The 26,921-nt window shown below is 51.0% G+C and carries 25 protein-coding genes; 12 read left to right on the forward strand and 13 right to left on the reverse strand.

Annotation, left to right across the window (positions count from 1 at the left end; translation table 11 throughout):
* The first annotated feature begins 69 nt into the window (after positions 1–69).
* Positions 70–2,361, forward strand: coding sequence for a GH92 family glycosyl hydrolase (locus ACTJIK_RS07980; RefSeq protein WP_440645833.1), 2,292 nt, complete (start codon positions 70–72; stop codon positions 2,359–2,361).
* A gap of 90 nt (positions 2,362–2,451) precedes the next feature.
* Here ACTJIK_RS07980 and ACTJIK_RS07985 read toward each other — a convergent pair whose 3' ends face one another.
* The 3 genes from ACTJIK_RS07985 to ACTJIK_RS07995 all read right to left on the reverse strand — a co-directional run bounded on the left by ACTJIK_RS07985 (position 2,452) and on the right by ACTJIK_RS07995 (position 5,902).
* Positions 2,452–4,734 carry a GH92 family glycosyl hydrolase gene (locus ACTJIK_RS07985; protein WP_440645834.1) on the reverse strand — a complete coding sequence of 761 codons (2,283 nt, stop codon included), beginning with the start codon at positions 4,732–4,734 and terminating at the stop codon, positions 2,452–2,454.
* 176 nt (positions 4,735–4,910) lie between these two features.
* Positions 4,911–5,534, reverse strand: a complete 624-nt coding sequence (locus tag ACTJIK_RS07990) for an N-acetyltransferase (protein WP_440645835.1) — start codon at positions 5,532–5,534, stop codon at positions 4,911–4,913.
* Positions 5,534–5,902 (reverse strand): DUF7674 family protein, encoded by a 369-nt coding sequence (locus ACTJIK_RS07995; protein ID WP_440645836.1) that lies wholly within the window; start codon positions 5,900–5,902, stop codon positions 5,534–5,536. The genes ACTJIK_RS07990 and ACTJIK_RS07995 overlap by 1 nt, the downstream gene beginning before the upstream one ends.
* Before the next feature lie 335 nt (positions 5,903–6,237).
* On the opposite strand from ACTJIK_RS07995, the gene ACTJIK_RS08000 reads away from it, so the two are divergent.
* The 5 genes from ACTJIK_RS08000 (at position 6,238) to ACTJIK_RS08020 (ending at position 13,626) form a co-directional block, all read left to right on the forward strand.
* Positions 6,238–7,386, forward strand: coding sequence for a FecR family protein (locus ACTJIK_RS08000; protein WP_440645837.1), 1,149 nt, complete (start codon positions 6,238–6,240; stop codon positions 7,384–7,386).
* 40 nt (positions 7,387–7,426) lie between these two features.
* Positions 7,427–7,630 carry a hypothetical protein gene (locus ACTJIK_RS08005; protein ID WP_440645838.1) on the forward strand — a complete coding sequence of 68 codons (204 nt, stop codon included), beginning with the start codon at positions 7,427–7,429 and terminating at the stop codon, positions 7,628–7,630.
* A 254-nt stretch (positions 7,631–7,884) separates the two neighbouring features.
* Entirely contained in the window at positions 7,885–8,433 is a 549-nt protein-coding gene (locus tag ACTJIK_RS08010; protein WP_440645839.1) for a sigma-70 family RNA polymerase sigma factor, read from the forward strand.
* A 204-nt stretch (positions 8,434–8,637) separates the two neighbouring features.
* On the forward strand, positions 8,638–12,228 hold the full coding sequence (locus ACTJIK_RS08015) for a SusC/RagA family TonB-linked outer membrane protein (RefSeq protein WP_440645840.1): 3,591 nt from the start codon (positions 8,638–8,640) through the stop codon (positions 12,226–12,228).
* A gap of 3 nt (positions 12,229–12,231) precedes the next feature.
* On the forward strand, positions 12,232–13,626 hold the full coding sequence (locus ACTJIK_RS08020) for a RagB/SusD family nutrient uptake outer membrane protein (protein ID WP_440645841.1): 1,395 nt from the start codon (positions 12,232–12,234) through the stop codon (positions 13,624–13,626).
* Positions 13,627–13,650: 24 nt separating this feature from the next.
* On the opposite strand, the gene ACTJIK_RS08025 is transcribed toward ACTJIK_RS08020, so the two are convergent.
* From ACTJIK_RS08025 to ACTJIK_RS08035, 3 genes are all read right to left on the reverse strand, one after another.
* Positions 13,651–13,923, reverse strand: coding sequence for a hypothetical protein (locus ACTJIK_RS08025; protein ID WP_440645842.1), 273 nt, complete (start codon positions 13,921–13,923; stop codon positions 13,651–13,653).
* 102 nt (positions 13,924–14,025) lie between these two features.
* Positions 14,026–14,490, reverse strand: coding sequence for a MauE/DoxX family redox-associated membrane protein (locus tag ACTJIK_RS08030; protein WP_440645843.1), 465 nt, complete (start codon positions 14,488–14,490; stop codon positions 14,026–14,028).
* A 182-nt stretch (positions 14,491–14,672) separates the two neighbouring features.
* Positions 14,673–15,635 (reverse strand): helix-turn-helix domain-containing protein, encoded by a 963-nt coding sequence (locus ACTJIK_RS08035; protein ID WP_440645844.1) that lies wholly within the window; start codon positions 15,633–15,635, stop codon positions 14,673–14,675.
* 177 nt (positions 15,636–15,812) lie between these two features.
* Between ACTJIK_RS08035 and ACTJIK_RS08040 the strand changes: the two genes are divergently transcribed.
* From ACTJIK_RS08040 to ACTJIK_RS08050, 3 genes are all read left to right on the forward strand, one after another.
* Entirely contained in the window at positions 15,813–16,334 is a 522-nt protein-coding gene (locus ACTJIK_RS08040) for an adenylyl-sulfate kinase (RefSeq protein ID WP_440645845.1), read from the forward strand.
* A 668-nt stretch (positions 16,335–17,002) separates the two neighbouring features.
* On the forward strand, positions 17,003–17,590 hold the full coding sequence (locus ACTJIK_RS08045) for a hypothetical protein (RefSeq protein ID WP_440645846.1): 588 nt from the start codon (positions 17,003–17,005) through the stop codon (positions 17,588–17,590).
* 74 nt (positions 17,591–17,664) lie between these two features.
* Positions 17,665–18,246: a TIGR00730 family Rossman fold protein gene (locus ACTJIK_RS08050; protein ID WP_440645847.1), complete on the forward strand. Its 582-nt coding sequence runs from the start codon at positions 17,665–17,667 to the stop codon at positions 18,244–18,246.
* A 3-nt stretch (positions 18,247–18,249) separates the two neighbouring features.
* On the opposite strand, the gene ACTJIK_RS08055 is transcribed toward ACTJIK_RS08050, so the two are convergent.
* Positions 18,250–18,591, reverse strand: coding sequence for a winged helix-turn-helix transcriptional regulator (locus ACTJIK_RS08055; RefSeq protein ID WP_440646141.1), 342 nt, complete (start codon positions 18,589–18,591; stop codon positions 18,250–18,252).
* Positions 18,592–18,759: 168 nt separating this feature from the next.
* On the opposite strand from ACTJIK_RS08055, the gene ACTJIK_RS08060 reads away from it, so the two are divergent.
* Both ACTJIK_RS08060 and ACTJIK_RS08065 read left to right on the forward strand, forming a co-directional pair.
* Positions 18,760–19,329 carry a YceI family protein gene (locus tag ACTJIK_RS08060; protein WP_440645848.1) on the forward strand — a complete coding sequence of 190 codons (570 nt, stop codon included), beginning with the start codon at positions 18,760–18,762 and terminating at the stop codon, positions 19,327–19,329.
* Between the two features lie 182 nt (positions 19,330–19,511).
* On the forward strand, positions 19,512–20,147 hold the full coding sequence (locus ACTJIK_RS08065) for a redoxin domain-containing protein (RefSeq protein WP_440645849.1): 636 nt from the start codon (positions 19,512–19,514) through the stop codon (positions 20,145–20,147).
* Between the two features lie 7 nt (positions 20,148–20,154).
* Here the strand turns inward: ACTJIK_RS08065 and ACTJIK_RS08070 are convergent, their stop codons facing one another.
* Both ACTJIK_RS08070 and ACTJIK_RS08075 read right to left on the reverse strand, forming a co-directional pair.
* Positions 20,155–20,628, reverse strand: a complete 474-nt coding sequence (locus tag ACTJIK_RS08070; RefSeq protein WP_440645850.1) for an acyl-CoA thioesterase — start codon at positions 20,626–20,628, stop codon at positions 20,155–20,157.
* Positions 20,629–20,657: 29 nt separating this feature from the next.
* A complete protein-coding gene (locus ACTJIK_RS08075) occupies positions 20,658–21,134 on the reverse strand; it encodes a thermonuclease family protein (RefSeq protein ID WP_440645851.1) in 477 nt (158 codons plus the stop codon).
* A 108-nt stretch (positions 21,135–21,242) separates the two neighbouring features.
* On the opposite strand from ACTJIK_RS08075, the gene ACTJIK_RS08080 reads away from it, so the two are divergent.
* The gene (locus ACTJIK_RS08080; protein WP_440645852.1) at positions 21,243–22,439 is read left to right on the forward strand and encodes a glycoside hydrolase family 88 protein; all 1,197 of its coding nucleotides are present in this window, start codon (positions 21,243–21,245) and stop codon (positions 22,437–22,439) included.
* A 64-nt stretch (positions 22,440–22,503) separates the two neighbouring features.
* Here ACTJIK_RS08080 and ACTJIK_RS08085 read toward each other — a convergent pair whose 3' ends face one another.
* Genes ACTJIK_RS08085 through ACTJIK_RS08100 form a run of 4 tightly spaced genes read right to left on the reverse strand, consistent with a single transcriptional unit; the run spans position 22,504 to position 26,866 of the window.
* Positions 22,504–24,831, reverse strand: a complete 2,328-nt coding sequence (locus ACTJIK_RS08085) for a hypothetical protein (protein WP_440645853.1) — start codon at positions 24,829–24,831, stop codon at positions 22,504–22,506.
* Positions 24,797–25,825 (reverse strand): hypothetical protein, encoded by a 1,029-nt coding sequence (locus ACTJIK_RS08090; RefSeq protein ID WP_440645854.1) that lies wholly within the window; start codon positions 25,823–25,825, stop codon positions 24,797–24,799. The genes ACTJIK_RS08085 and ACTJIK_RS08090 overlap by 35 nt, the downstream gene beginning before the upstream one ends.
* Before the next feature lie 21 nt (positions 25,826–25,846).
* Positions 25,847–26,350 (reverse strand): class I SAM-dependent methyltransferase, encoded by a 504-nt coding sequence (locus ACTJIK_RS08095; RefSeq protein WP_440645855.1) that lies wholly within the window; start codon positions 26,348–26,350, stop codon positions 25,847–25,849.
* A gap of 3 nt (positions 26,351–26,353) precedes the next feature.
* Positions 26,354–26,866, reverse strand: coding sequence for a hypothetical protein (locus ACTJIK_RS08100; protein ID WP_440645856.1), 513 nt, complete (start codon positions 26,864–26,866; stop codon positions 26,354–26,356).
* Positions 26,867–26,921 lie beyond the last annotated feature (55 nt).

Consider the following 26,921-nt stretch of genomic DNA (forward strand, 5'->3'; position numbering starts at 1 on the left):
AAAGAGTAGCATCTAACGGCTGGCCCATTCCTGGGCCGGCCCCTCTTTTTTAACAAAATCGATTTTGCAATGAATAAATTCGCATGGTGTATCCTTGCCCTTACCGCCAGCTTACATTCCACCGCTCAAACAGTCCTCAAAGTAACAGACCCTGTTGAATGGGTGAACCCCCTTATGGGCACCGATTCCAAAGGCAGCCTGTCTAACGGTAACACCTATCCCGCGATCGCAGTGCCCTGGGCTATGAACTTCTGGATGCCGCAAACCAATACCATGGGTAACGGCTGGGCTTACCAGTACAGTGCGGACAAGATCCGCGGTTTCAAACAAACCCATCAGCCTTCCCCCTGGATCAACGACTATGGCCAGTTTGCCATCATGCCCGTTACCGGGAAGCTGCAATTCACGCAGGATGCCCGCGCCAGCTGGTATTCCCACAAAGCGGAGGTGGCCAAACCTTATTATTACAGCGTATACCTCGCCGATGCGGACGTCACCACGGAGATCACGCCCACCGAAAGGGCCGCGCAGTTCCGGTTCACCTTTCCCGCTACAGACAGCGCGTTTGTAGTGGTAGACGCATTCGACAAGGGATCGTATATCAGGATCATCCCGAAAGAAAATAAGATCATCGGCTACACCACCCGCAACAGCGGCGGCGTGCCCGAGAACTTCAAGAACTATTTCATCATCACCTTCGACAAGCCGTTTACCGTGGCGCACGCCTGGAACGGCAGCCGGCTGGCGAAAGACACGCTGGAATACAAAGCGGACCACGTTGGCGCCATCGTGGGCTTTAAAACCGTCAAAGGCGAAAAGGTGCACCTGAAAGTGGCCTCTTCCTTCATCAGTCCCGAACAGGCCGCCCTCAACCTCCAGCGCGAGGTAGGCAGCGACGGCTTTGACGCCACCAAACAAAAAGCCAAACAAAGCTGGAACAAAGAGCTTGGCAGGATGCTCGTGGAAGGCGGTACCTCAGACCAGGTGCGCACCTTTTACTCCTGCCTCTATCGCGTGCTGCTGTTCCCCCGCAAGTTCTACGAATACGACGCGGCCGACAAGATCGTGCATTACAGCCCCTACAACGGCCAGGTACTGCCCGGGTATATGTTTACGGACAACGGCTTCTGGGACACTTTCCGCGCCGTGTTCCCCTTCTTTACCCTCATGTATCCCGAGCTGAACAGCCACATCATGGAAGGGCTGGCCAATACTTACAAGGAGAGCGGCTGGCTGCCTGAATGGGCAAGCCCCGGCCACCGCGATTGCATGATCGGTTCCAACTCCGCCTCTCTCATCGCGGATTCTTACCTGAAAGGCATCCGTGGGTATGATATCGAAACATTGTACGAAGGCATCCTGAAGAATTCTGAAAATGAAGGACCCATGTCGTCCGTAGGCCGCAAAGGCGTGAAGTTCTACAACGAGCTGGGTTATGTTCCCTACGATGTGAACGTGAACGAAAACGCCGCCCGCACGCTGGAATATGCGTACGACGATTTTACCATCTACAAGCTGGCCATCGCGCTCAAACGCCCGCAGGCTGAAATAGACCGCTTCGCGAAACGCAGCCAGAACTTCCGCAACATCTTCGACCCGGAAACAAAGCTGATGCGCGGCAAAAATAAAGACGGCAAATTCCAGGCGCCTTTTAATCCCTTCAAATGGGGCGACGCCTTTACCGAAGGTAATAGCTGGCACTACACCTGGTCCGTTTTCCACGACGTGGAGGGCCTGGCCGGGCTGATGGGCGGCCGCCAGCAGTTCGCAAAAATGCTGGATTCCGTATTCGTGATGGCGCCCGTGTACGACGAAAGCTACTACGGCAGCGTGATACACGAGATCAGGGAAATGCAGATCGCTAACATGGGCCAGTACGCGCATGGCAACCAGCCCATCCAGCACATGATATACCTGTACAACTACGCAGGCCAGCCCTGGAAAACCCAGTACTGGGTGCGCCAGGTGATGGACAGGCTGTACCATTCCGGCGCCGACGGGTATTGCGGCGACGAGGACAACGGGCAGACCTCCGCGTGGTACGTGTTCTCAGCCATGGGCTTCTACCCGGTTTGCCCCGGTACAGACCAGTACGTGCTGGGCGCGCCGCTGTTCCCGAAAATGACGGTGACCCTGGAGAACGGGAAACGTTTTGTAGTGGAAGCGCCGGGCAACAGCAAGACCAATGTTTACACGCAAAGCGTATCCCTTAACGGTAAAGCACATACGAAAAACTGGATCAGCCACAGCCAGATACAGAATGGCGGGGTGATGAAAGTAGTGATGGGGGCGGCGCCTGAGAAGGTGAGGGGTACTAGGGAAGACGCATTTCCGTATTCGTATTCAACAACTAAAAAATAATCAAAAATCCTGGAATAGTAGCTCTAATTGCTATTTCATTGTTCACTGTATACATTACATCCCGACTCTTCGGGATGTTTTTGTTTTATATCAACGGGCCGGCTTACGGTCCATGTAGAACACCAGCTTTCCGCCGTTCATGATGTCTTCATGCCGGATGAAAGGTCTTTGCAGCGTTTTCCCGTTCAGCACCACTTTCTTTACATACACGTTCTGCGCGCTTTGGTTCACGGTTTCCACGGCAAAGGTCTTCCCGTTCTCCAGCTGTATGGCAGCGGATTGTATGGCAGGGCTGCCGAGGGCGTATTCCGTTGAGCCGGGGCAAACCGGGTAGAAGCCCAGCGTGCTGAAAAGGTACCAGGCGCTCATCTGCCCGCAGTCGTCGTTGCCGCCGAGGCCATCAGGCGTGGGTTTGTACATTTTCCCGAGTATCATGCGGGTGCGTTCCTGCGTTTTCCAGGGCGCGTCCGTCCAGTTGTAGAGGTATGCGGCGTGATGGGCGGGCTCGTTGCCATGCACGTAGTTACCGATGATGCCTTCACGGGTGATGTCTTCCGTTTCGGCAAAAAATGCATCGGGCAGGTGCATGGTGAAGAGGGAATCGAGGTGGCTGGTGAATTGTTTGCGGCCGCCCATCAGGCTGATCATTTCAGCGGGATACTGCGGCACGTAGAGGCTGTAGTTCCATGCATTCCCTTCAATATAACCCTGGCCGTGCGTGCTGAGCACGTCAAACTCCTTGCGGAATTCGCCGTTGCTGAGGCGGGGGCGCATGAAGCCGGTGGAAGGGTCGAATACGTTGCGGTAGTTCGTGCTGCGTTTGATGAACTCGTCGTAAAGGTCCTGGCGGCCCAGCTTTTGGGCTACCTGTGCAATGCACCAGTCGTCGTACGCATATTCCAGCGTTTTCGAAACGGAGGAGCCGTTTTTATCTTCCGGCACATAACCCATTTGCATGTACCATTCCAGGCCGTCGTATGGTTTGTAACGGGCGGTGTTGGCGCACGCTTCCAGCGCCTGCATGGCGTCGTAGCCTTTGATATTGCCTTTCATGATGGCGTCTGCGATCACAGACACGCTGTGGTAGCCGATCATGCACCAGTTCTCATTGCCCTGGTGGCTCCATACAGGCAGCATTTTGTGCGCGCTCTGGTTGTAATGTTCCAGCATGCTGCGCACCATATCCGCATTGCGCTGCGGCTGCAGGATGTTGAACAGCGGGTGCAGGGCGCGGTAGGTATCCCAGAGGGAGAAGGTGCTGTAGTTCGTATAACCGTTGGCGGTATGGTTCAGCTGGTCGATGCCGCGGTAGCCGCCGTCCACATCCATATAGGTGGTGGGGCCCAGGTAGGTGTGGTAGAGCGCGGTGTAGAAGTTGATGAGATCGTCCGGGAGGATGGTTTTTACGGCTACTTTAGACAGCTCCTTATTCCATGCATCCTGGCTTTGCTGTTTCACCGCTTCAAAGTCCCAGCCGGGTATCTCAGCCGCCAGGTTGCGCCGGGCGCCTTCTGTGCTCACGGGCGACAGTGCGAATTTGACCTGTACCTTTTCTCCTGCTTTGGCATCAAAATCGAACCATGCGCGGAGGTTGCGGCCGGCCATTTCGGGGAAGTTCTCCGCCTGGTTGAACTTGCGCCAGAAACCTTTGTACACGTCGTTCGCATAGTTGCGGTGGCCGTACTTTTTGATGGGTTTGGAGAAGGTCATGGCGAAATAAAGCGTGCGGGTGCGTGCCCAGCCGTTGGTTTGCCGGTAACCGGTTACCAGCGTATCGTTTTCCACCCTTACGAAGGTCCAGACGTTCTTGTTATCGTAATTGTAGATGCCGGCCATCAGGTCGAGAATGATGTGGGCATCGCCGCCTGAGGGAAAGGTGTACTGGTGGAAGCCCACGCGGTTGGTGGCGGTAAGTTCGGCGAGGATGTTGTGGTCGTCCAGCTTTACTTTGTAATAGGCGGGCTCGGCGGTTTCATTGTCGTGCGAAAAACGCGAGCGGTAGCCGTTCTCCGGGTGGTCTGCCGTACCGGGGTTCAGTTGCAGGGGCCCGGTGGTGGGCATGATGAGGAAGTCGCCAAGGTCCGAATGGCCGGTGCCGCTGAAATGGGTGTGGCTGAAGCCGGTAATGGTGCGGTCCGTATACTGGTAACCTGCGCAGTATTTGTATACGTCAGGATTGTATTTGCCATTCATCTCATACGGAATGGTATCGGTGTCCGGACTAAGCTGCACCATGCCGAACGGAACGGTGGCCCCGGGATAAGTGTGTCCCATTTTCTCCGTGCCGATGACCGGTCTTACGTACTGTACGGGCTTTTGAGCATACAGCAGGGCCGGGCACGAGAGTAACAGGATAAGGGAGATTTTTCTCATGCTACAGGAAATTGATTTTGATCCTTTCAAAGATAAATCGTTTTAGCGTTGGTAGGTAGTGGATTTGCGGGGTTTGAGCAAATAAAAAACAAGAGGCCGGAAGGGTTTTCGAAAGGATTCCTGAGAGAGATTGAACCGGCCTCTTGTTTTTGTGTTTGTATGTATATGCTGGGTTATTACCCCGCATGCCGGGCGGGATCGAAAAGTAATGCGGTGCAGAGACAGTTCTTACCATCTTTGGAGCAAAGGATACCATGATTCACGCAGCTGCTGCAGCCTTTCCAGAACGCCGGGTCGTGCGTGAGCATGTCGTAGGTGACCGGCTCAAATCCCAGCCTGGTATTCAGTTTCATCACGGCCAGGCCGGTAGTGATGCTGAATATTTTTGCGGCCGGGTATAGAACGCGGGAAAGCCGGAAGATCTGTTGTTTGATCAGCGCTGCCACGCCTCTTTCCCGGAAGGCGGGAGCAACGATCAGCCCGCTGTTGCTCACGAACTGTTCCTGCTCCCAGGTTTCCAGGTAGGAGAAGCCGGCCCAGATACCGTTCATAGTGACGGCGATGACGGCTTTGCCCTGTAATATCTTTTGTACGATGGATGCAACGGAACGGCGGGCGATGCCCGTGCCGCGCGCTTTGGCGGAGGTTTCCATTTCAGCGGTGATGGCTGCGGCAAATTGTACGTCTCCCGCTGCGGCAGGGCGTACGACGATGGCTTCCTGCGAGAGGGTGGCGGGTATAACGGCAGGCGTTACGGTTTCGATGACGACGGGGCCGTCTGTTTTCGATGAAGTGTCCATTATGCGTTATCTGAGTTTAAATGCAGGTGATGTTGCATGTAAAGGTTATAAATTGAAGGCGGGATGAGCGAATACAGCCGGATGCGGCTGAGATTATCCGCCGGGTGCTCTTTCGAAAGGTCGGGCACGATGATCCTGACCACGGCGTGCCTGACCAGCGGGTTCCCCCGTTCGTAGAGGCGGCCCGTTAGTTTCAGGCATTTTTCCAGCAGGGCGTAATTTTTGTTACGCAGCTGGCGGATCAGGTAGTGATCCAGGCACTGCACCGTTTCATAAATATGGAAAATGGCGGGAAACTGGTGCAATGGTCTTTTGAGTTCCGGAAGTGCGTCTTCAATTAAAGCAGGCACTTCATATTGATTTATCATCTTATTTAATATATTTAGAAAATCCAGGCAAGTGCGAGCGTGATGAGTGCGATGGCCACCGTGCCGATAATGAGATTGATGAAATAAAGCGTACGTTTCAAAGTGCTAAGGTTTGAGAGGCATATGCCAAACGTTGTTCCAGGCGGGGGTAAAACTTCGTTAAAACCATGGAATGCAATGCAGGCGGGCCTTAAGTGAAAAGCGGGCCGCCGGCGGGGGCAGCGGCGACCCTTCAGAAATGAAAGGGAGCCTGTCAAAATGGGAAAAATATTATTTTTCAGATACACCCTGAGGGGTTTCAAAATCCATCTTTAATATAACACCCTTGTAAGTTTATGGAAGCAGATCTCGAACATATCCGGCAGTTATACCTGCAAAAATTGGCGGGAGGGCTCTCTGAGGAAGAGGAAGCTGAGCTGGAAGCCGCCATGGTGGATTCCACGGTACGCAAAATGTGCAAGGAGCTGGAAGAATTGTACCAAAGCCCCGAAATGCTCAACCTCCTGAAGGAGCGGCCTACCAGCAAGCGCTGGGACGAGCTGGCGGAGCATGTCATGAACAGCCAGGACGCCTCCCGGAAAACGAGGGTCATGGTAGGGTGGGCCGCCGCGGCGGGTGTTGCGGTGCTGATCGGGCTGGGGGCATATCTCCGGTACGACACGGTGCAACAACAATCCATTAACTATTCCGCCGGCCGCGTAACGATCAAGGACAGGCCCCGGGACGTGCGGCTTAAGCTTGCCGGCGGCAAAACGATCAGTCTTGAGAACAGCGGCTCCCGGAAAGTGGGGGACGTGGACCTGGTGTACGAAGCGCAAAGCCTTCATTTCCAGGATAAATTCAACAACAGCGGCCAGATGAACACGCTGGAAGTGCCCTCCAAGCTGGATTATAAAGTGCGGCTGAGCGACGGCACCGAAGTATGGCTCAATTCCATGTCATCCCTCCGTTTCCCGTTCACCTTTACCGGCAGTACGCGCGAAGTGGAAGTGGAAGGCGAGGCTTACTTCAAAGTGGCCGCGGATGCGGACAAGCCGTTTATCGTGCATACCCCCGAGGGCAAAGTGCAGGTGCTCGGCACCACGTTCAACGTAAACGCTTACGAGCCGGGGCATATGACCACCTCGCTGGTAGACGGGGCGGTGAAAACCTCCAACAGCGGGAAGGATGTAATACTCCGCCCGGGCCAGGAGGCAGTTTGGGACGAGGGCCGCGAAACGCGGGTGCGGAAATTTGAACCGGTTGAAACCCTGGCCTGGATGGAAGGGGTGATATATTTCAAAGGGGCGGATTTCGGTATGATTGCTACGGCGCTGGACCGCTGGTACGACCTGGAGCTGAGAGTGGAAAGGCCGGAACTGAACAGTCTGCGTTTCCATGTTCAGCTGGACAAGCACAAACCTATTGGTGATTTTATGGAGATACTGCAGGGGTCGAAGGGATTCCAGTATCGTGTGGACGGGCATGTGTTGCACATATTCTAAAAAAGACAATTATTTGACCTAATAACAATCATTTTGTTTTATGGACAACACTAATCTCACAAACCGGTTGCAGTACATCTTCCTGTCGGATAACCTGAGCTGGGATGACTTCGCGTTCAGGGCGGGTGAAAACGGCGCCAATTTGCGGGAGGAGTTGATGGAACTGTTGCAGGAGTCCAGTGAATTATTATCCCGGATAGGGTATCATATTGAAATTGTCAAAAACACAGATAGAATTCGTTGATTTATAATTTGTTAGCCTCTTTTCCCCAGTTAACCATTAAAAGCCGCAGGATCAACTATTTTATAACCATCTCCTATGGCTATTAACCGAAGATTAACATCTTCCGTTTTTTCTTACTGTGCAAATTTCACTATCTTCAGTGAACGCAAGCAGAATCAATTTACTATTTTAGTGTTACGATTAGAAGCTCCTTCCCCGGGTAAGGGAAAGGAGTTTTATCAATGTCCATTTTTTTTGTTTCACGTTTTACCCAAATGATCAACGACGCTATGCGTGAAGAATGCACAACACCAAACGATGACCGGCAGGGGCTGGAAACGCTCAAGCGGCTGTTTGACCAGTACCGGCGGGCGCTCATCGTTGAAGCCCAGGTAATTCTGCATGACTATTGGGAAGCGGAGGATGTAGTGCAGGATACCTTCATTGTTTTATGGGAAAAGGATCACCTGATGAATGTTCCGCCGGAGAAGCACAAATCGTATATCTTTTGTGCCGTGAGGAATAATTGTCTCAGTCTTCAGCGCAAGCTGCAAACGGCGGAGAAAAAGAAAGCCCATTACATGGAAACCGCGCCGCAGTATGATATGGGCGACCTGGGCGAGGCCTGGGAGGTCCGCCGCAAGATCAATGAAGCGGTGCAGGAGTTACCCGAGCAGCGCCGGCTTGCTTTTATCAAAGCGCATTTACACCAGAAAACGTACCGGCAGGTGGGCGATGAAATGGGCCTGAAAATGGAAACCGTTCGCAGCCACGTTAAGATCGCATTGCGTAGCCTCCGGGGGATGCTGAAGCACCTGAAATGAAATTTCCCAGCTGTTATAATACCGTTGCTTAAGCCAAAAGATCAGAATCCTATCCTGCGTAGGATTTTGTTTATTTAATATAGTGAATAAAATGTAGGTTTAATCCCGTTTGCATACAACAAGGAATCAGAATGAGAAATATGTACGTACGTCCCGGAGAACAGCTGCCTGGTATGGAGCGTAACCGATCAACCAATAACACCTTTGCGAGTAAATACGATGTGTAAATCCGCGGCTTTCCTGGGAAAATTGGTAGTGGGTATCGTTTTGGTATGCATGGGCACCGCTTTGCAGGCGCAGGTGCGGGGAGACGGTACCTGCACCATCGTGGGCACCTACCGCATCGAAGACCTCTTCTCCGAAGTGCGCCGCCAAACCGGGGTTCACATCAATTTCGAACAATCAGTATTGAGCCCCGACCAGAAAGTAAAGGCCGATTTTAAAAAAGCCACGCCCGAAGAAGTAGTGGAGAAGATCACCCGCGACCTGCATCTGAACTGGATCTATGTAAAAGGGCAGATCGTTATCAAAGAAGGCGCCCCGCCTGCCGTTCCGGAAAAGAAGGAGGAAGAGACCGTATCCGTTACCGGGTTTGTGACGGACACCCTGGGCAACCCGCTTCCCGGCAGCACCGTTCTCGTAAAAGGCACCATGCGCGGAACTACCACCGGCGAAAACGGCCGGTACGTGCTGGAAAACATCCCTCCCCGTTCCACCCTCGTGGTGCTTTCCATCGGCTACCTCAGCCGCCAGTACCGCCTGGACAATGAAAAAATAAAGAATTTCTCCATGGAGCCGAACGTGGCCCAGATCGCCGCGGTGGAAGTGACCTCCGTGGCCACGGGTTACCAGATGCTGCCCAAAGCCCGGACCACCGGGTCTTTTGTGTTGATAGACAGTGCTTTGCTGAACAGGAACCCCAGTCCGAATATATTGGACAGGCTGGAAGGGGTGACCAGCGGGTTGCTGACGTTGCGGGCGCAGACCATGAATATGTATTTCATACAAAAGATGCCAACGATCAATTACATGGGCATGGCGCTCAGGGGCATCAGCACTTTATCTCCCAACCAGGTTAATTCGAATCCGTTATTGATCCTGGACAACTTCCCTTACGAAGGAGATATACGGAACATCAATCCCAATGATATTGAATCCATTACAGTTTTGAAAGATGCCGCAGCTGCGAGCATCTGGGGCGCGCGAAGCGGTAACGGTGTAATTGTACTGACCAGCAAAAGAGGGAAGTACAACCAGAAGATGAAGATCGATTACAACATGAACTTCACGATAGGAGCAAAGCCTGATCTATACTACGACCCGAATTACATGCGTGCTTCGGATTATATAGAGGTTGAAAGGACTTTGTTTGACAGGGGATATTTCAATAGCGATCTGTCCAACCGGAATTCGCGGCCGGCCGTTACTCCCGCGGTGGAAATATTGGCGAAGTTGAGGGCGAATGAGATTTCCCCCGATGAGGCGGAAGCGCAATTAAATGAGTTGAAAAAGAACGATCTCCGCGACCAGATCTATAAATACTCTTACCAGCGGATGGTGAACCAGCAGTATTCTCTTGGTATCAGGGGAGGGAATAAGGATTTCGCGTATTATCTGTCCCTGGGGCACGACCGTAATAGAGATAACCTCGTCAATAATGGCCGCAACCGGACGACGGTGATTTCATCGAATTCTTTTAAGCCTGTGAAAAAGATGGAGATGAGGACGTATCTGAACTTTAGCCAGAGTAATACGGCGATGGGGAATGATGTGAGGTATGGCGGGTTGAACATGGGTACGCCGAGATATGCAGACCTATATCCTTACGCCAGGTTGGCGGATGAGAACGGGAAAGCGCTTGCTGTAGCGAAGGACTACAGGGGCAAATACCTGGACAGCGTTGAGAACCTGGGTTTTTTGGATTGGAGGTATCGGCCGCTGGATGAGATCGGTAATAAAATTGAGGATGTAGCTATTCAGAATTTGATCTTAAAGGCATCTTTAAAGTACAGTTTCTCAAAATCACTTTATGCACAGTTGCATTACCAGAATGAGAAACAAACTGTTTACTCAAAGCGATATTGGGATGAATCTACACACTATACAAGGAACCTCATTAATAAATTTGTCGCTTTTAATCGAGCCACACGAGAGTTCACATATAACTTTCCTAGAGGCGGGATCATGGAAATAGGCGATTATGATTGGAGGACGAATAGCCTCAGAGGGGACATTAATTTCTCACATACGTATGGAGATCATGCTATTGGAGCAATATTAGGGGCGGAGGCACGTGAATTGAAAGCCGAAGGTACGGTACGGGGTTCCATAGGATACGCCAGTGGGAATGGTCCTCCTTCTTCAGGGTTTAATGCGAGTACACTTTATACATTAAATCCTTCTGGAACATCGACAATTGAATCCGCCATAAGTCTCAGCGGAGGTAATCGCGGTCTTTTGAACAGGTTTATTTCCTATTATTCGAATATTGAGTATAGCTTTAAGAATAAATATGATTTGAATCTCAGCGCAAGGCGAGACGGGACGAATTTGTTTGGAGCACAGGTGAATGATAAGATGTCACCGTTTTGGTCCGTAGGTACTGGTTGGGATATTCATGAGGAGGAGTTCTTTAGAGTAAATTGGATCAATAATCTCAGGCTGAGGGCTTCTTTCGGGGAAAATGGCAACGTATATAATGGGACTGCTTATCTGACAGGAAGACAGGCTTCTGATCCACTTACTGGCGCCGATATATATATAATCAACGACCCAGCAAATGAACGTCTCCAATGGGAACGCATTCAGATACTGAATCTTGGATTGGACGTTTCGTATAAGAATAGAATAAATGCAACTATTGAGTATTATATCAAAAAAGGTATTGATTTAATTCAAGCTGTGCCGTTGGCTCCTCAAACTGGCTTTGGTTCTGCCAATTTAAATTCGGCCAGCACACTTACAAAAGGATTTGATATAACGGTATCAGCTCGGTTAGTCGAAAAGCCGTTCAACTGGAGCTCTACACTTTTATTCAGCACGCTGAAAGATGAAGTTACCGAGATTGAGTTGCCTTCAAATACTAGTACAGCGCTAATGTTAAAGGATGCGTATCAGAGCGGTACCCTGAATGTAAAAGGGAGGCCGTTAAAAGGTATACTAAGTTATCAATGGGCTGGATTGGATCCGGAAAATGGAAACCCGCTCGGATATGTAAATGGCCAGAAAAGTAATGAGTATGGTACAATATTAGCAAATGCAAATCCTGATAGCTTAGTTTTTCATGGGTCAGGAATGCCAACAATATTTGGTTCATTTAGGAATGACTTGTCGTTTAAAGGATTTTCTCTTTCCTGGAACGTGCTCTTCAAACTAGGCTATTATTTCAGAAGAAATTCTGTGAACCTTAGTTATACAGGCATATTAAATCAGGGTATGCATACGGACTATACGCATAGCTGGAAGAAGCCTGGGGACGAATTATATACTACCATACCTTCTTTGGTATATCCGTTTAATGATTTGAGGAATACATTTTACCAGTTATCAGAGGTATTAGTTGAACGGGGAGATCACGTAAGATTGCAGGATATTCGTTTTGCATATGGCATTTCAAAATCTAAAACGCCATGGTTTCCAGTAGATTTCGCGGAATTTTATACAAACTTCAACAATCTAGGAATCATTTGGCGAGCGAATAAACATAAACTAGATCCAGACTTGTCTAATCAAAGGAGTATGTTAAGTATTCCGGTGCCGTTCTCTGTTACTTTTGGTCTAATAGTAAAACTATAACCAATGAATAAGTTGCTATTGTTCTTGGTAGGATTCGCTTATTGTTTGTTCATCAGCTGCAAGAAGCAAAATGAATGGTTGGATATTCCGAAGGATCCTAATGACAAGACATTGAAAAGTTTGAAGGATTTTCAGGCTGTTCTTGACAGGACTGTCGTGCTTAATTCTAACTATCCCAGCATAGGTCAGCTAGGCTGCGATCATTATTATCTTAATGACCAGTATTACAGTTTTACAGCACCAATTGAAAAAAATGCCTATCTCTGGAAGGTAGATATCTTCGAAGGAAGATTGTCAACTGACTATACAGATGGGTATCAAAAGATTGGCTTTAGCAACATTGTGTTGGATGGATTGAAAGAAATAAAAATAGGGCCAAGTGAACAAATAGAATTTAATAATATCAAAGGGCAAGCATTGTTTTTTAGATCGATTTGTTTCTTTGAGCTTGCCAGCATCTTCAGTAAGCCATACGTAAATCAAACTGCTTCTACTGACTTAGGGTTAAGCTTAAAGCTGTCCTCAGATATTTATGAAATTGAGCAGAGATCAAGTTTGGAAAGTACCTATAAACAAATAATCGATGATCTTTCGACAGCGTCTTTGTTGCTGCCAATACAACCAAAGTATAAGACCCGTCCTTCGAAGATTGCTGCTTATGCTTTACTAGCCAGGGTGTATCTAAACAAGGGGGACTTTATAAAAGCAAAAGAATTTTCAGATTCGGTACTTATATACAATCCAGAACTATTGAATTTTAACAGCGACATACCTTCTTTGGCCCTTGAATATCGATTTCCTGACTTTAAAACAGATAATAAGGAAGTGATTTTTTATAGTGAAGGTATTGGATATACAGGAATTATCCCAGATTACAATTTTAGTTTTGGACTAGTTGACACGGTATTATTTAGATCCTATGATGAATATGATCTAAGAAGAAAATACTTTTATGAACAACAAGGACCAATAGAGGTTAAATATAGAGGTGCATATACCGGAGCGACAAAAAATTTCTGTGGATTAGCACTGAATGAAGTATACATTACCAGGGCTGAATGTAATGCAAGAATGAATAACATTCAGGCCGCTCTTGATGATTTGAATTTTCTTCTTTCGCGAAGGTATGAGACAGGGAAATTTGTAAATTATTATACTAACAACGTAGATACCTTACTTCAGAAAATTTTGACTGAAAGGAAGAAAGAACTTCCCTTTACTGCCCAAATAAGGTGGCAAGATCTAAGACGACTTAATATCGATCCCAGATTTGCCACTTATTTAACAAGAATTATAGGCGGACAAGCATTTACATTGGCTCCTGATGATCCTAAGTACGTTTACCCGATCCCTCAAAACGAGATTGATAGGACGGGTATAGTTCAAAATGAGCGATAATTGCCTGATGCTAAAACAAAGCCGTTATTGATTGTAGGTACTCTCAATTGTGACTTCGGTGATCCAAACTTCGTCGTCCACTGAATAGGGCTCTGTGCTTGCGATGCGGCAGATGTATGGATAGCTTGTGCTGCCTGAGCAAGAAGGAGAGGGAGGTGTAGCGCTAATTATAGCGGTTAAGGCGTTTTTAGGAGTGCCTGGATCTACCCAGTAATAATTTATTGTAGCCTGTCCATAAGCCCCAGCAAAGCCCGCAAGTAAGCCCACAGCCAACACAGCCAATTTAATCTGTTTCATGTCAATAAAATTTAGAGAGTAAATAAATCAGAGAGTGATAAAATAAGTTCAACGAGAATACAAAAGAAGCCCGTTTTTTTAGACTAGGAACGGCTTCCAAACCTAATGTGTAGATCTAAGAAGTTCAATCTGGTCATAGGGAGGAGGAGCGTTTCTTAAATGCCACTTTTGGAGAAAAATCCCCAGGACATTAACGGTTACAAAAAACAGGTTGAAATAAAGATGCTGCATCCACGTCAGCGTCGGAAACACGCCGCCGCAGGAGCAGGGCACATGATCAAAAAAACTAAGCTTGATCAGCGCGATATAACCTGTGAAAACCAGTAATAATACCAAAGAACTGTATAATCCAACCAGTAATGTTCGCTTGAAAATGAGCAGGCCGGCAATGACGAACTGCAGAGCGGGAAGACCCCAGACCAACGCCGCCGAATATTTGTCGTCGAATGGCTGGTCGTTCATCTGGACAAGAAAAAGCTTGTAGTCCATCAGTTTGGTCGTAGCCGCATATACGAAAAGTGAAAATAAAAGCAGGACGATCATCTCCATAGTCCATTTACGGTACATAGAGTATGGTTTTTTAAAGTTGGACAATCTAAAGCGCTTGATGTGTTGTAATGAATTGGATGCGTGTATGATGGCGCGGTTTTTCTGAACATTCATGCCTGTAAGTTTCTCTCGTGCTCTACGTAAATCTAGTTTCTTAATATATCTTTTTAATTGCCGATTTGACCGATTCCTTTGCAATTTTAGCAGGCTTCGATCAATTCCCTGCGGAAGTCGCTTGGAGACAGCTTGTAGTAATTCGAAAACATCCGTGAAAACCCGGCAGCGCTCTCGTAGCCTACTTCCCAGGCGATCTCGTGCACCGGCAGTTCAGTCTTTACCAGCAGCCTGCTGGCTCTTTCCAGCCGTAGTTCGCGGATGTAATCGGCGAGCTGGTGGCGGAATATTCTTTTGTAACCCCGCCGTAGCTGTGTGGGCTGTATCCCGAAGCGGTTGGCGAGGATCTGGATGGATAATTTTTTGTCGATGTTATCATGGATGTAGTCCTTTATTTTTTTGTACGTCGGGTAGTCGCGGTGATATATGCTGGGGTCTTCCTTGCGGTAGGCCGCACCCATATCGTCCAGCGTTTTGAAGAGCAGGTCCAGCAGCAGTACCTGGCGTTTCAGCTGCCATATTTCCCCCGAGAGCTGTGTTTGTTCCAGCTCTGCCAGCTGCTGCCTGCCGGCGGCGTTGATGTTGCCGGTGCGGGGCGCTTCGTAGGGATTGCCGATACAGGTTTCATCCAGCTGGCTGAAGATGCTGGGGCCCAGTTGCAGCAGCAGCAGGCGGTTACGGCCCGGTTGCAGGCGCAGGCTGTGCTGCCTGGGCTGAAGGCTCAGCAGGCTGTATTGTTGTTCCGGCAACGGTAGCGGGTTGTGCTGAAGGGTTTGCAGCGTTACGCCGCCCTCCAGCGTGTAGATCATGACCACCGAAGTTTGCAGCAGGTGTACGGGAATGGTGAAGGCGGATTCGGTCTCGAAGTCATACAGCCATCCGCGGGTGTATTGATCTGAGAAATGCTGGGCAAGTATCTGCCCGGCAGCGTGCCGGCTATGTGTTGTGCATGCGTCCTGAACACGGCCGGCCGGCAGGTTGGCGGGAATCGTTTTGCTGAATGGGAACGCGGGTCCCAGCAGGATTCCTTCGGTTTGATTCAAAGGCATGGAAGCAGGAATTAAGTGACAGAATCAGTCTTTAAAGCTAGTCGGCAGAAAAAATGATGGGCAGGCAATGGTTGAAACGGGTGTGAATACACCGGTTCTTATATCCTACTGAAACAATACCGCAGCGGGAATTGTTTTGTAGTTACACAAAAGAACATTCACGATACTAAAAGTTTTATGCCCCTGATACAGCTCACCGGCCTGTCCGGTTCCGGTAAAACAACTATCGGGGAATTGCTGAAAGCACGCTGCCTCGCTGAAGGCCGTCCTGCCGAAGTGCTGGACGGTGAAGACGGCAGGCGCGTACTGTCCAATGACCTTGATCATTCCAATCAACACCGCGCGGATCATATCCGCCGCCTGGCCCGTGCCGCTCACCGATTGAGCCGCAACGGCTTCGCGGTAGTGCTGGCTGCCGTCAACCCATTCGAATCCGTCCGCCTCGAAATGGAACAACTGTACGGCGCCCGAACGGTGTACCTGGATTGTTCCCTGCCGGAGCTTATCCGCAGGGACAGCAGGGAACTGTATAAAAGGGCGCTGCTGCCTGACGGCCATCCGCGGAAGCTCTACAACCTCAGCGGAATCAACGGCCCCTACGAAATTCCTTTTAAACCCCATCTCATCCTGAATACCGAAACCGATACGGCGGATGTTTCGGTGGACAAGCTATTTCATTTTCTCCGCAATTGCAAGTAGCCAGCCCCGCAGCAGCCGTCTGTTGGGGAATTTTTTCCACGGCCGGCGCTTCCCTGGAAACTTTGGGAAAATGTTTGGCATTCTTACACCCTCCAGCCCGGTTTTCCACCCGGTATAGCCGTTCACGTTATCAAGCATCATTGTCATAATAGTGTCATGTAGTTGGGCGGCCTTTAGCGGAAGCAGCCCTGCGTTTGTTGCGGATTTCATCAGCGGGGAAGAGGTCAGGATGCCCTTTCAGGCGGATCGTTCATCCCGGGAGGAATGTCTTCCTTGGGGGCATTTTTTTCTGTCATGATTACATCACTTTTCCACGGGCCGTAACCCGGTTGCATCCCCTGGGTATTATCTTGTGCGTGTTAAGCTACTTTATTAATTCTTTGTTGTTTTTGTATGAATCCGCGCTGCGCTGCGAATAATATTTTCATGGATATTTATGACCGATGATATACATGCCTCTGCCGGGGCAGGGAAGACTTTTGTATGAATGACCGCTACTCTTGATTGTTTGAACGTACTACCAGTAACGCGTAAACGAAAATCAACCTCTTTACATCGCAGAAAGCAGCCCGTACGGGCGTATCCACACCGGGTACGCCCTTTTTATTTTTACCGGCGGCAAAAGGCAGAATGTATTACATTTATCGTCTCTAAAAACCCTTGAACTTATGAAGATCAGGATCATATTCTTGATGCTCGCCGTGCTTGCCTGCACTGCCGCGCGGGCCCAGAAAGTAACGCTGGCCGGCGGAAAGATGGCCGCAATCAAAGGCATAGACACTTTTAACCTCGTGTTCGACTATAGCAAGATGACCGTGGGCGACCTGGGCCGCGAAGCCAACTATGTAAAAAAGAAACGCGCGGACGCCGAAAAAAGGTCGCTTGGTTCCGCCAATGCCTGGGAAGAAGGCTGGTATAACGACCGCACGGCGCACTACGAGCCAAGATTCATCACAGAGTTCGTCAAACAATCCGAGAAAGCGGCCGGCAGCTATCCCGGTGCCCGTTACCAGCTGATCTTCAGGACCAAACATCTTGAACCCGGCGGAGCCATCACCAGCAGAACGCCGAAGCTGGACGCGGAGGTATGGATCGTGGAAGCCGCCGCTCCCACCAAAGCCCTGGTAAAGCTCCGGGTAGAAGACGCCGCGGGCAATGGCGCGCTGGGCGATATCGCATCCGGTGCCAGGATAGGAGAGGCTTATGCCAAAGCCGGCAAGGAGCTGGGCGCGTTCATCCTGAAGGAAACAAAATAAATTTTGCGTTAAGATACTGGCTGGAAAGGCCGTTCCTGCTCAACGGGACGGCCTTTTTGATTTATATTTATCCTATGAAAAGCATCACGGTATTTTGCGCGTCGAGCCCGGGGTTTAGCGAGGTGTATATGGATCAGGCTTACCTCGTGGGGAAAACGCTGGCGGAAAAAGGCATCCGCCTGGTATATGGCGGCGCGAATGTAGGATTGATGGGCGCCGTGGCGGATGGCGCGCTGGAAGCGGGCGGGGAAGTGATCGGCGTGCTGCCGGATTTTTTGCGGGCGAAGGAGATTGCCCACCGCGGCCTTACAGAACTGATCCTGGTGGAAACCATGCACGAACGTAAAACAAAGATGAACGAGCTGTGCGACGGCGTGATCGCCTTGCCCGGCGGTTACGGTACCCTTGAAGAGCTCTTTGAAATGATCACCTGGGCGCAGCTGGGCCTTCACCAGAAGCCCATTGCGCTGCTGAATACCAACGGCTATTACGACCACCTGGTGAAACTGTTGCAGCATATGACCGGCGAAGGCCTGCTGAAAGCGGAAAACCAGCGCATGCTGCTCACCGGTACGGACATTCTCCAGGTGCTGGAACAGATGCGGCAATACACGCCCCCGCTGGTGGGCAAATGGATCACGGAAGACGAAGTGTAGTATCTAAACGGCGTCCACCGGGGAATGCTGCTCGGCCGTTTGGCGCAATTGGCTGCGGATCTTCTCCCGGTGCATGGTGCCCCATTCCCGGAGGGAATTCACCACGGCGCCCAGCGTGTTGCTATAATCGGTCAGCTCGTATTCAATGATCACTGGTGTGGTATTATGCACCTTTCGCAGCACAAAGCCGTTCAGCTCCAGCTCTTTCAGCTCATGGCTCAGCACTTTGGCCGCAATGCCTTTCACCGTTTTCTGCAGCTCATTGAACCGTTTGTTGCCGGAACTGAGCGCCACAATGATGGGCAGCTTCCATTTTCCGTGCAAAACATACAATGCATCCTGCACTGCGCTCAAAGCTGAACAGGTTTCCCATTCTGCTGAAATTGTTTGTAACTTTAACATATATACTATTGTTAGCTAACCTGAACGTAAGTGCTTACCTTTGGGTAACTACTTACCAAGCGTAAGCAAATGTACATAAGTTTGCATTCCTTTTTAAACCAAACACACAACATGAAAAAGATTACCTGCTTCGTATTGCTCCTGGCAGCTTCGCTCAGCACTTTTGCTCAGAACTGGAAGTCAGATAAAGCGCATTCCCAGCTGAAATTCGACGTGCAGCACATGGGCATTTCCACTGTTTCCGGCGAGTTTAAGGATTTTGCCGCTACTATTTCGGCTACCAAGGCTGATTTCAGCGACGCGACCTTTAACCTCACGGCCCAGACCGGCTCTATCAATACCGGCATTGAACAGCGCGACAATCACCTGAAAAGCCCGGATTTTTTTGATGCGGCCACCAATTCCACCCTTACTTTCAAGAGCACTTCGCTGAAGAAAACCGGGGAGAACAAATACCAGGTTACCGGCGACCTCACCCTGCACGGCGTAACCAAACCCGTAACCCTCGACCTCTGGTACCGCGGCACCATCGAAAACCCGATGAGCAAGAAGCCTGTAGCAGGTTTCCGCGCCACCGGCACCATCAAACGTTCCGATTTCGGCATCGGCGCTAAATTTGCTGCCCCCATGCTGAGCGACGAAATAGCCATCACCGCAGACGGTGAATTCGGCAAGGAGTAGCCTCCGGCAAATGCAAGACATGATCCTAGAACCCGTCCAGGCCCGGCCCGGACGGGTTTTTTTATGCCCCGGAAGAATATTTTATATAAAGTCTATAGAATTAGTAGGATAATAAATATTTCTCCCTATATTTGCATTACAATACCCGTTTATAAAGTCATACCAACCTTAAAAAAGAACATATGCGTACCATTAACCGATATGCAGACTTTCCGCCCCTCAGCTACGAGATCCGCCGTACCAAACCGCGCGATAACACCCCCATCAAGCCTATTTCCGCCGGCCATACCCTGCCGCTGTTCAACCTGCACAAGGAAGATTTTGTGGTCCCTTTCCAGTTCATGAACCGTGAAAGCAGCTACATTGTTGGCAGCGAGTTGCTGAACCAGCCGCTGGTACTGGCCTTTTTCTCTATTCACTGGAACGGGTACGGTGAGAAATATATTAAAGCGTTGCAGGACCTGTATGCGGATATACAGGTAATGGGAGGGCAGCTGCTGGTAGTATCGGCAGATGGCCGCAAGGAGCTGGAAGAAGTGGTAGCTAAATACAACATCACTTTCCCCCTCGCACAGGACCGCGGTCACCAGATCGCGCGCAACGCGGGTATCTACGCTGAAACAGACCCGCTGTGGGACCGCCTGTCCGGCTTCGAAGAAAATGCGCCCCTGCCGGCCATTTATGTGATCGGCCAGAGCCAGCGTATTACCTACGACTTTACCGACCATTATTTCGACCGCAGCATCAACCGCCGCGAACTGCTGTCTGAAGTATATACCGCCGGCCAGGCCCAGGCCCTGAGCCGCGCTATCGCCTAACCTTTTCCTACAGGTAAGGTTTCATCTCATCTTCAATATTTTTGCGGAGGTCCATCAGCCGGTGGGCATATTCTTCCATGCTCCGTTCGTGGTCCGTTTGCGGCATCCATTTGGGAATGGGCACGGTTTTGCCATGTTCATCGATCGCCGCGAACACCATGATGCAATGGGTGGTTTTCACTTTCTCTCTTTGCCGCGGGCTGCCGGCGAATACATGAATGGAAATATGCATGCTGGTATTGCCGGTGTAAATGATGGAGGCGGAGATCTCCACCAGGTCGCCGATCGCAATGGGTTTGTAGAAGCGGATGCCGCCCACATATACGGTTACGCAGTATTGCCCGCTCCAGTTGGCCGCGCAGGTAAAGCCCGCCTGGTCTATCCATTTCATCACGGAGCCCCCGTGAACTTTTCCCCCGAAATTAACGTCTGAAGGCTCTGCCAGGAAGCGGAGGGTGACGGTGTGTTGCGGATGTTCCATTATCAGGATTTAATGAGTTTAAAACGATGTTACCTCGCCGCGCTTCTCCGCTGCTTTCTCCATACCCAGGGCGCCACGGGACGCGCGTCCTGCCAGAGCCCTTTGCGGGAGGTTTTCGCCTCGGTTTGCGCCAGCGCCATTTCCCGGCTTTTGCTGAACTGTGTGTATTGCCAGGCATAACCGGCTTTCACCAGCTGGAGGTTGAGGCTGGCGCCGCCGGGAAGATATACTTCCGCCACCACGCGCCGGTATTGATCCAGGCTTTGCTTACGCGCCGTTACTACTTTACCGAAACAAAGCGACGAGGTATACTGCCGGGCCTTTTCTCCGAAGGCCTGCCCCTTCTCCGGGCTATCCACCCCAAACAGCCTGATGCGCACAGCTTTGCCATTCACCAGCATTTCGATCGTATCCCCGTCTTTCACCGCCGTCACTTTCCCGGTATAGGTCTGTGCCCTGGCAATTACGTTGCCGAGCACCAGCATGAGTACTAATAATATGCGCATGCTGCAAGATTAAAAATTTCCTTGGATATTCCCCCTCGTTTATTATTTTTATGCAAACGTTTGCACCGCGAGCGGACGTTCCACGTTTACAGCCTAAACACATCAAACATGAAATCCACTTTTGAAAAATTGACCGCAACGGTCATTGCTGCGCTGTTGCTTCCCCTGATCTCCTTTGGACAATCCGCCGGCAAAAAACAAATGGCCGCGCTCATCGATGAAAACATGCAGTTTGCCGTTAAACAGTACCAGGTGCTGAAAGACAATACCCCGGCAGACCGTATGCCCCGCTCATTCGCCAAAGGCAAATCCGTTACCTCCGATACAGAATGGTGGTGCAGCGGCTTCTATCCCGGCACGCTCTGGTACCTGTATGAATATACCAAGGACCAGAACGTGAAAGCCGAAGCGGAAAAAAGGCTCGGGATCCTGGAAAAGGAAAAACGATACACCGGCAATCACGATATCGGGTTCATGATCTTTTGCAGTTTCGGCAACGCCTACCGCATTACCGGCGACAAAAAATATAAAGAAGTGATAGATACGGCGGCGGTGTACCAGATCACCCGCTACCGCCCGTCCATCAAGTCCATTCAATCCTGGAACAAAAGCAGCAACCTGAACTGTCCCGTGATCATCGACAACATGATGAACCTGGAGCAATTGCTCTGGGCCGCGCAGAATGGCGGCAGCAGCCGGTTCAGGGAAATTGCGCTCATTCACGCGAACACCACCATCAAAAACCATTACCGGCCGGACTACAGCACTTTCCACATCGTGGATTACAACCTGGACAACGGCGAGATCATAAAAAAAGTGAACGGCCAGGGCGCGCACGACACATCCGCCTGGAGCCGCGGCCAGGCCTGGGGCCTGTATGGTTTCACGATGATGTACCGCTTCACCAAAGACCAGGCCTATCTCAACCAGGCCAGGAATATCGCCAATTTCATCCTCAGCCACCCCAACCTGCCGGCAGACAAGATCCCTTACTGGGATTACAACGCGCCGCAGATACCCACTTCCCGCGACGCTTCCGCCGGCGCCATAGCCGCATCCGCGCTGCTGGAACTGGGGCAGTACACCACCGGCAGGGAACGCTCCCGCTACGTGGACGCCGCCACGGTGATGCTGCGGTCCCTGTCATCTGATGCATACCGCGCCAGGCTGGGAGAGAATGGCGGCTTCCTGCTGAAGAACAGCGTGGGCAGCTTCCTCGCCAATTCAGAAGTGGACGTGCCGCTTACTTACGCGGATTATTATTTCCTGGAAGGTTTGCTGCGGTATAAAAAATGGTATCTCTGACGGTACTTTATATTAAGTAAAAAAGGGATGAAATTATTTCATCCCTTTTTTATTTGAAGCCCGTTTACAGCTTAGGGTGCGACCTGTGGAAGTCGCGCAGGTAGCCGCATTGCATCATTCTTTCTTTATAGAATTCTGTCTCCTGGTAGTCTTTGTACAGTTCCGGGAAATAGGGGTTGCTGGTGGCGTGTTGGGCCCATACCTCGCCATCGCTGTAAGGGAGATGTTTTTGCGCGCAGCGGGCGGCCATGTAGAGGCATTCTGCCTTGAATTCCTTGTCTGTAGCGGCATCCGCGGCTTTTTTGTAGTATTCTTCCGCGCGGTAACAGCCGAAATATTGTTTCAGGAAAGGCGTTTTGTCGTCTTCGGGTGAGTACCAGTCTGTACTGGGCCGGTAGTTGGCAGAGAGCTGGTAAGAGTGCCCGTAATACGACATGCTGAACAAGCCTGTGGCATATTCAAAATATACTTTGGCGTCGGGTTTCTTTTTCATTTGTTTTTCCAGCTCCACCATGCGCTCTGCAAACTGCTGGTGGCTGATAACAGGCAGCTTCGTGGAATCCGCAATATCAATCCCAAAATCTTCCAGCTGAGGTGTAAACACGAGTGTCGCGGAACGGCTGCTGCCGGAGCGTTTGAACCATTCCACCGCGTCCTGGAACTGGTGCGTTCTCACATAATTCACCGCGATCATTTCACCGATCTCTTTTTCGCTCATTTTGAGCTGGCTGTACAGGTATTGTTCAAACGGTGTTTTTTTCTTCGATTGATAGCCGTTGTATAATGCCAGCAGCTGGTGGGTTTGAAGGGAATCCTGCATATAATCCTTGCCGCTGGTGTTGTAGTAGCTGTAGGAGTAAGGTTGTACAAGATCCCTTTTCACCATGATGAGCGCTTTGCGGGAGAAATCGTTCTGTTTGGCATAACGCGTGGAGATCACGAGATCCAGCAGGTTGCGGTACATGCGTTTGAAATAATACGTGTCCAGGTTGGCGGGTTCCAGGGCGTTGGCGTATGATATGTCGGCTGCTGTTTTGGTGTCCAGCCAGCGGAACGATTCCAGCAGCTTGTTTTCGAATGCGGCGTCGATGGAGGGCTGTTCGTTGATGGTGACCAGCAGCTTCACCACTTCCAGCTGGTCTTTGAGCGCAGGGCGCAGGCTGGCGGCTGAAGCGGCGGCCAGCCTGCTGCGCGCGCCGGCAAAGTCTTTGAGCATCCCGGAAATGTAGGCTGAAGAGATGTGCCACAGCGCGGGCTCTTTCACTTTTCCGCCTTTGGCCAGTTCGTCCAGCAGCTGCTGCATCTGGAGAACGGGAGATTTGTCCGCCCGTGCATCTTCCCAGTAGTAACTCTGCCGGTTCGCATCCTCTTCGAGTATATTGGTGAAATAATCTTCTTCCAGCTTATTCATTTCGCGGCCCAGCAATACGTCGAGCATGGGCGATTGCGCGTCCAGCCCGTACACTTTCCGGATGCCTTCCGGGTTCATGTCCGTTGTTTTTAAAGCGTATATAGCCGCCACGGTGGCCTTTTCCCTGTTGTTTTTGCAAAGCGGCAGCACTGAATTTTCGTAAGCGTCGGTATAGTGCACGTTCCGGTAAGCCATTTCCCGCTGCGATGGCGCGTTTTCGAAGATGCGGGAAAAAAGGTAAGCGCTTTGCGCCTTTTTGCCGGTACGGCGCAGGGCGCCGGCGCGCAGGCCTTCGATCTTATAATGGATCAGCGAAGTGGAGCCGGCGGGCGTGGACAGGGAATCATAATATTGCAGCGCCTGCGTATAGGCGTTACAGTAATGCGCCAGCCGGATGCTCTGGAAGGCAAAACGTTCACGGATGTCAGGGTTCTTGCAGGCTTTGTAAAGCTGCACCCCGTTGCGGGACAATTTGATCATGGTAAGTGAATCCCTTTTCACTTCCTCCCAGGCGGCGGGGCCTTCGACGTATGGCTCGCATTGTTTGGCAAACATGAGGTAGCCCAGCGTTTCTTTGTCGCCCGATTTTATAAAATGCTGCGTCAGCGCGTTGAGCTTTGCACTGTCTGCCAGCTGAAGCGCGGCTCCTTTTTCGATATGCATGTACAGGTTGCTCATCTGGGAGCGGGAGAACCCGTAAATAAATTCGTTGAGGTCTTTTTCCGGGACCTTCCCGCCGAAGAATTTTTTCCATTCTTCCAGGTTGATCGTTTCTTCGGGTGTTTCGCTGCCGTAGAAGTGGGTGAGGGCGGTGTAATAGAACGGCTCGAACCCACGCTGGGCGGGAATATTAGGGTTGTAGAAGTTCGCGTAATAATCATACGGGTCCGGTTCGGGGCCGCAGGAAAACACATAGGCAACGCCGCTGAGCACCAGTGCCAGGCAGCTACTCGAAATTATGGTAAATCGTTTCCAGGTCATGCAGAGAATACTTTTGCAGGATGATAGGATCAAGATGATAAAATATAATGGCCGGTTTATGGGGTTGCCGTTGCCGGTCGAGATGGCGCGCTGCCTTTTGCAGCAGTTCCGGCGGGCAGCTTTCGCGGCGCACTACGTCTCCCCGCCTGATCAATACGTTTTGCAGCGCTGTGTCGCGGAGGGCGGTGTAGGTATGTTCGCCGTTTTCCCGGAAAAGCGCTGTATTGTTGAGCGGCAGCTGCCGCAGCAGCCCGATGTATTTTTTATTCCGGAACAGCACATCCCACTCAAAAAGCGGCAGCGCCAGGTCCAAAGATAAAGGATAATTGCTGATCCTGTCAGACCCCGTGTAGGCCCGCAGGGCTTCCATGTTGAGGATGGAATTATGATCGCCGGGCTTGCGGAGGTCACCCATGTTGTAGCACATCAGCAAACCTTTGTCTACCGGAGGCACGCCGCTGCTGCGGGTGTATTTTACCTGGTGCATGCGGATGGTGGCGGAGAGCTGGCGGTTGGCGAAGAAAGGCTGCCGCCGGAGCTGTTGCAGGAAACTAAAGTACTGGTCGCGGCTGGTGCGCGTCCAGTCGCAGTCCAGCTGTATTTCCCTGATCTGCCGCGGGGGTATCTGTCCGCATTGTTTTTCCAGCAGCGAGGCTGTTCTTTCCGCCATAAGCCGCGCCCAGCCCGTATCTTTTTGCTGCCAGATCTCGTTCATCAGGAATACGACCGGCACAATTTCCAGGCTGTCAGGGAATGGCTCTTTAAAATCCGAGATGGCAACGGGCACGGCTGTACGATCGGCTGTATTCCAGGCCACATCAAAACATTTCACATACAGCCTGCTCGCGTGCAATTTTTCCAGCGCAGACTTTTCCGCGGGGGACAGCGTGTATTTCTGTTTCCAGAAATAAAACGCGCGGTGCACTTCCCTGGGGCGGGAGCAGGCCATGCACAGGGGTAAGAGGCTCCATAACAGTAGGGTACGTACGTTCATGCGGTTGCAAATATCGGCAAATCAGCGGATCAGCGCGGCGTACATCCTGGACCGGTGGTAGATGGAAGGATGTTCGCGCAGCAGCTCGGTTTTTTTATATCCCGCTTCATGGAAAAGTTTTTGCAGGTTCGGGAAAGAGAGGGGATAAGGCACCCATGGGTTGGGCGTATCCGTATTGTATTCCACGATGAGAAAATGGTGTTTTTTGTCGAGGTGCGCGGCTGCTTTGGCAAGGAAGGCTTGTTTGTTTTTTATGAAGTGAAGGGAATTGGCCATCAGTATGCCTTGCAGGGTGGGCAGCTTCCATTCGTTCTTCTCAAAGTCCATCTGTACGGGCCGGATGTTGGATTTCGGGAACGACACCGGCTCACGGTCCACCGCGTAAATGGTGCTGCCCGGGTGCAGGAGGGTGGCCAGCGCCCGGGTGAAGAGGCCCTGGCCGCAGCCAAGGTCCGCCCAGGTAGCGGGTTCCGGTGTGCGGATGGCCGGCGTGTTGATGAGGGATATGGCGGAGCTTAGTTCCATTCGTTATTTGTTGATGGCGATAATACGGTAGCCGTCAGGCAGGGGGGCGAACCATATTTCACCGCTGCCGATCATGGCGCCCTGTGAGTTGCGGAAGATGCGGTCCAGCCGCTGGCTGTCTACCCTGGCTTTCAGCGAGGCGTCGAATATTTTGCCGTAGCTGGCGAGGAATGATTTTTCGGTTTTATATTCCCGGAGCGGGAACTGGATATGCGCGGCGATGCTGTCTTTCCGGTCATTTTTCACCCAATCCTTGAAGCGGAGCAGGAACAATTTGAACCCATCGGGATCGTCGAAGCCCGCGGCGCTCCAGCTGGCGGGCATGGTGCCGTCTTCAAAAAGGGTGTCCTGCGCCTGCACCTGTGCGGCCACCTGCTGGTCTACGGAGGGGGGCGGCGCTACCGGCACGAGGTCTTTCACACCGTCTACGATGGAGCTGTCTGCCGTTGTTTTCTGGCTGCTGGTATTGCAGGCAAACAGGAAGGCGAGCGGCAATATGATACAATGGAATTTCATGTGATAGGCTTTGATGCTCAATGAAATTAAGTATTTCCGGGGGCTTAAAATTTTT

This window comes from Chitinophaga sp. 22620, assembly GCF_052044405.1.
Classification (GTDB): domain Bacteria; phylum Bacteroidota; class Bacteroidia; order Chitinophagales; family Chitinophagaceae; genus Chitinophaga.